Here is a 4,893-nt window from a genome sequence, read left to right as displayed (position 1 = left end):
CCACAAGTTGTGGACAGCGATTAGGCTATGAGGCATTCCTGTGGATAACCCCGGGGATAACTCATCTCTGAGGACAACTGGTTTGAGCGGCCCGCGGCTGTGGTATAGGACTGCGCGCATCCGGCCGACCACCCGCCGCACCCACTCACCGCCAGGGACCCCGCGCGCTTTGAGCCGCGCTCCGCTGGCGTCCCGGACAAGCCAGCGAACGCGGGCACAGTGGAGAATTCCGCTCAACCACAACGAAATCCACCTCGGCCTAGGAAGCGGGCGCGGCCGGTCGCCGAAAATCCGTTCACGCGCCCCTCGGCGCAGGGCGGAGCGGCGGGAGTCCGGGTGGTTGCTGGAGGTCTTCACCGCGCACGTCCTCCACGCGGAACGAGGTAGCGGAGGTGCGAGCGGTCGAAAACCCCTCGCGCGCACCCTCGGTGCGAAGCCGAGGCGGTGGGGTCGCTGAAGATCGTCACGGCGCGTCCCCCGCGGAGCGCAATGGCGAGCGCGCGAACGATTGCCGCAGCATCCCACCAGACCAGCACCGTCAGAACCGAGCAGCACAGAGCCTCAGAACAGCAACTGCGCCACCGCGTAAATCACCAGCCCGGCCAGCGCACCCACCACCGTCCCGTTGATGCGGATGAACTGCAGATCCCTCCCGACCTGCAGTTCGATCTTCCGGGACGTCTCCTCGGCGTCCCAGCGCTCCACCGTGTCCGTGATGATCGTCGTGATCTCGCGCGAGTAATGGGTCACCAGGTAGACCGCCGCGCTCTCGACCCAGCCGTCCACCTTCGAGGTCATCGACGGGTCGTCCACGAGGCGCTTGCCGAGCGATTCGAGGCCGCCGCGGACGCGCTGGCGCAGTTCGCTCGACGGGTCCTCCGCGGCGTTCAGCAGCATTTCCTTGGCCGTCGCCCACGCGTTGCCGATCAGTTTCTGCACTTCGCCGTGGTTCACGATCTGGCCCTTGACCTGCTCGGCCCGCTCCATGGTCTTCGGGTCGGTCTGCAGGTCCTGCGCGAACTCGCCGAGGAACTTGTCCAGCGCAAGGCGCATCGGGTGGTTGACGTCCGTCTTCACCGCCCAGGCGAAGGTCAGGACCTCGCCGTACACCTTGTCCGCCAGCATTTCGTCGACGAACTTCGGCGACCAGCTCGGCGCGCGGTCCGAGACCACGCGCAGCATCGTCTGGTGGTTGTCCCGGACCCACTCGTAAGCCCGGTCGCACATCAGGTCCACCAGCTTGTGGTGCGCGCCGTCCTCGAAGACGCCCGCCAGGATCTTGCCCAGCGGCGGGCCCCACGGCTTGTCGATCACGCGCTTGACCACGGCCTGCTCCATGATCGCCTGCACGTCCTCGTCGCGGAGCACCGTGACCGCGCCGCGGACGACCGTCGCCAGTTCCGACGTCACGCGTTCCGCGTTGTCGCGCTGCGCGAGCCAGCCGCCGAGCCTGCTGGCGACCTCGACGCGGCGGAGCTTGTCGCGGATGACGTCCGGGGACAGGAAGTTCGAGCCGACGAACTCGCCGAGGCTGTTGCCGAGCTGGTCCTTCTTGTTCGGGATGATCGCGGTGTGCGGGATCCGCAGTCCGAGCGGATGCCGGAACAGCGCGGTCACCGCGAACCAGTCCGCGAGCGCGCCGACCATGCCCGCCTCGGCCGCGGCGCGCACGTAGCCGACCCAGCCGGACCAGCCCGCCGACTCCGCCCAGCTCGTCAGCAGGAACACGATCGTCGCGCCGAGCAGGAAGGACAGCGCGACCAGCTTCATCTTGCGCAGGGCGCGCCGTTTCGCCTCTTCGCCGGCGGCGCCGCCGGGCGGGTCCGCGGGCGTGCCCTTGGCCGGGGTGAGTTGCTCCACCCCGCCATTGTCCGTGAGGATGCGTTCTCGTGCGTGAACCAGCTCTCGTCCCCCGCCTTCGCCCGTTCGCCTCGACGGTTTTCGCGGAGATGACCGCGCTCGCCGTCCGGCACGACGCGGTCAACCTCGGCCAGGGCTTCCCGGACACCGACGGGCCCGCCGGAATGCTCGAAACGGCGAAGAACTCGCTGTTCGGCGGCGACAACCAGTACCCGCCCGGACCGGGCCGCCCGGAGCTGCGCGCCGCGATCAGCCGGCACTGCCAGCGCTACGGCGCCAGCTACGACCCGGACACCGAGATCCTGGTCACCGCGGGTGCGACCGAGGCCATCGCGGCGTCGCTGATCGCGCTGACCGAGGCCGGCGACGAGGTGATCGTGGTCGAGCCGTACTACGACTCGTACGCCGCCGCGGTCGCGATGGCGGGCGCGCAGCGGCGCGTGGTCGGGTTGGTCGAAACCGAGAACGGCCAGCTGGAACTCGACCTCGACGCCCTCCGCGATGCGATCACCCCGAAAACCCGCGCGCTGCTGCTGAATTCGCCGCACAACCCCACCGGCACGGTGTTTTCGCGCGCGCAACTGGAGGAGGTCGCGCGGCTGTGCGTCGAGCACGACCTCATCGCCGTCACCGACGAGGTCTACGAACACCTGGTCTTCGACGGCGCCGAGCACCTTCCGCTCGCCTCGTTCCCCGGGATGCGCGAGCGGACCGTCGCGATTTCGAGCGCGGGCAAGACCTTCAACTGCACCGGCTGGAAGATCGGCTGGATCTGCTCGACGCCGGAGCTGGTGGCCGCGGTGAAGGCGGCGAAGCAGTTCATCACCTTCGTCTCCGGCGGACCGCTGCAGCCGGCCGTGGCGTACGCGCTCGACAACGAGCTGGAGTGGGTCGAAAACCTGCGCGCGAGCCTGCAGGAGAAGCGCGATCGGCTGTCCGCCGGTCTCGCCGATGCGGGATTCGCGGTCCGGCCGAGCGCCGGGACGTACTTCGTGACCGCTGACGTGCGTCCGCTCGGATTCGCCGACGCCGCCGAACTCGCTTGGACGCTGCCGGAACGCGCCGGAGTCGCCGCGGTACCCGTCAAGGTGTTCACGGATCACCCGGACGAGTGGAAACATCTGCTGAGGTTCGCGTTCTGCAAGCGCAACGAGGTGATCGACGAGGCCGTCGAACGCCTGCGGAAACTCGTCTGACGACTGCCGTCCGGCGGCTCTTCCCCGGTCCGGAATGGGGACACCGAGAGTGTCCCGGCGGCCGAAACATCGGGTCAACGCCCGAATTCGCGCCGCGGAGGGGCCGCCCGGATGGCCGCATCCGCCCCGGTTGACGCGACGCAGGGTGATCGACTAGGGCGGATCGGACACCAGAGCCGGTGCGGACGTTCCGCCTTACGGGGTGGATCGAGCGCGGGAGAGATGAAACACTCGCGTCCGGTGCTAGAAAGAGGGCAGCCCCGGGGGACCTGCGACCTGGCCGGAAGACAGCCCCAGCAAGATCAGTCTCGTGCGGCGGCACGAGCTTCAGGCGCGGACGGTGGTGGTGGCGTGACCCGCATGGCGACTTCGCGCGGCCTCGCACCCTCCGCGACGGCCGGCTCCAGTCCACTCGGGACAACGGGTTCCGCGCTGCTCGGGATGGCCGACCGCGACTCCTCCTTCGCGCGCGCGGGCGCGCGACGACGGCCGCGCGCCTGGGCGGCTCCGCTCGCCCGCCCGGCCGCCCGGATCGCCGTCGCCGGCGGGCTGACCCTGGCCGGCTGGCTGCTCGGCGCGGCGTTGTCCCAGGCGAACGCGACGACGGACGACCACGCCGACCGTCCCATCGCCTCGGCGCACGACCCCGAACCGGAGAACCGGTACGCCGGAACGGCCACGTCCGGCACGCTCACCTGGGCCATGCCCGGCACGGCGACCGGCGCGAAACACGACCACCTCCACCGGTTCCGGTTCTCCGCCGGCGACTACCGGCCGGACGTCAGCTTCCAGCCGATCACCGCGTCCGGCGGCGGCTCGAACAGCAAGCCGGACCACCCCGGCACCGCGGTCAAGATCGCCAAGCCCGCGAAGGCGAAGAGCCCGGGCACCGCGAAACACCCCACCCCCGAAGTCACCCCGGTGAGCAGCACCAAACCGAGCCCCGTCAGCACCAGCCGTGAACCCCAGCCGGGATTGCTCGGCAGCCTCACCGGCTCGACCACCAAACCCGGCCAGGGCCTGCTCGGCAGCATCACCGGCTCGACCAGCCAGCCCGGCCAGGGCCTGCTCAGCACCACCCGCGAACCCCAGCAAGGACTCCTCGGCGGCCTGCTCGGCGGATCCGGCAGCGAATCCGGCCCGGGTCTCCTGGGCGGACTCCTCGGCAGCCCCGAAGCCGGGCAGCCGGGACTGCTCGGCGGCATCCTCGGAACCGTGGACGACACCGTCGACACGACCCTGCACACCACCGTCACCTCAGTCGACACCGTGCTCGTCGCGGCGCCGGTCCGAGTCGACGAACCGCCCGTCGCCCCGGTCGAGCCAGCGCAATCCGCCGGCGGGTCGATCACCGCCGCCGTCCCGGCGGCCAAGCTGGCGAAAGAGCCGGAAGCACCGGTTGCCGGGAAGGCCGCCCAGCAGGCTCCGGTCGTCCAGCACGCCGCGTCCGCCCGCGTCCTCACCGTGCAGTCCGCGGCCCAGCAGGAAACCGAGCCCGCGCCGCCGGTCAAGGAACGCAGCCAGGCCGGAGGCGGCAGCAGCGGTGGCGGCGAAGGCCTCCCCGCGGCGCCGGCCGCGCCGGCCGCGCCCGCGTCGACTGTCTCCCCGGGACACGACGGGCACGGCGGCCTGCGCCAGCTGTTCGCGCTGGCCGGCGACGGCGACACCGTCACTCAGCTCAAGCTCATCGGCGTCAGCCGCGACCACGAGGTCGACGGCGCGGGCAGGGACGCCGCCCTGCCGACCACCTCCCCGGACTGACCGCCCAACCGGTTATCCGGGGAGAGCTCCGTCCACCTCAAGATCAACTTCTTGATCGCGCGCGCCCGTTCGCCGC

3 protein-coding genes are annotated in these 4,893 nt (G+C 70.6%); 2 read left to right on the top strand and 1 reads right to left on the bottom strand.

The genetic code is table 11. The annotated features are described in order from the left end of the window. Positions 1–561 precede the first annotated feature (561 nt). Entirely contained in the window at positions 562–1,860 is a 1,299-nt protein-coding gene (locus SSMG_RS00845) for a DUF445 domain-containing protein (protein ID WP_009071872.1), read from the bottom strand. A 29-nt stretch (positions 1,861–1,889) separates the two neighbouring features. Here SSMG_RS00845 and SSMG_RS00840 point away from each other — a divergent pair, with 29 nt between their 5' ends. Together SSMG_RS00840 and SSMG_RS00835 are read left to right on the top strand one after the other, a co-directional pair. Then, positions 1,890–3,056 carry a pyridoxal phosphate-dependent aminotransferase gene (locus SSMG_RS00840; protein ID WP_009071871.1) on the top strand — a complete coding sequence of 389 codons (1,167 nt, stop codon included), beginning with the start codon at positions 1,890–1,892 and terminating at the stop codon, positions 3,054–3,056. A gap of 360 nt (positions 3,057–3,416) precedes the next feature. Continuing rightward, the gene (locus SSMG_RS00835; protein ID WP_158687977.1) at positions 3,417–4,817 is read left to right on the top strand and encodes a hypothetical protein; all 1,401 of its coding nucleotides are present in this window, start codon (positions 3,417–3,419) and stop codon (positions 4,815–4,817) included. Positions 4,818–4,893: the final 76 nt, after the last annotated feature.

Origin of the sequence: Streptomyces sp. AA4, from assembly GCF_000158875.1 — a bacterium.
Lineage (GTDB): Bacteria > Actinomycetota > Actinomycetes > Mycobacteriales > Pseudonocardiaceae > Amycolatopsis.
Note: the sequence above shows the minus strand (reverse complement) of the source record. Positions and strands in the feature narration are given on the sequence as shown.

Excerpts from the sequence above, each read along its gene's own strand:
- SSMG_RS00835 (WP_158687977.1), top strand. The coding sequence starts at position 3,417 with ATGGCGACTTCGCGCGGCCTCGCACCCTCCGCGACGGCCGGCTCCAGT.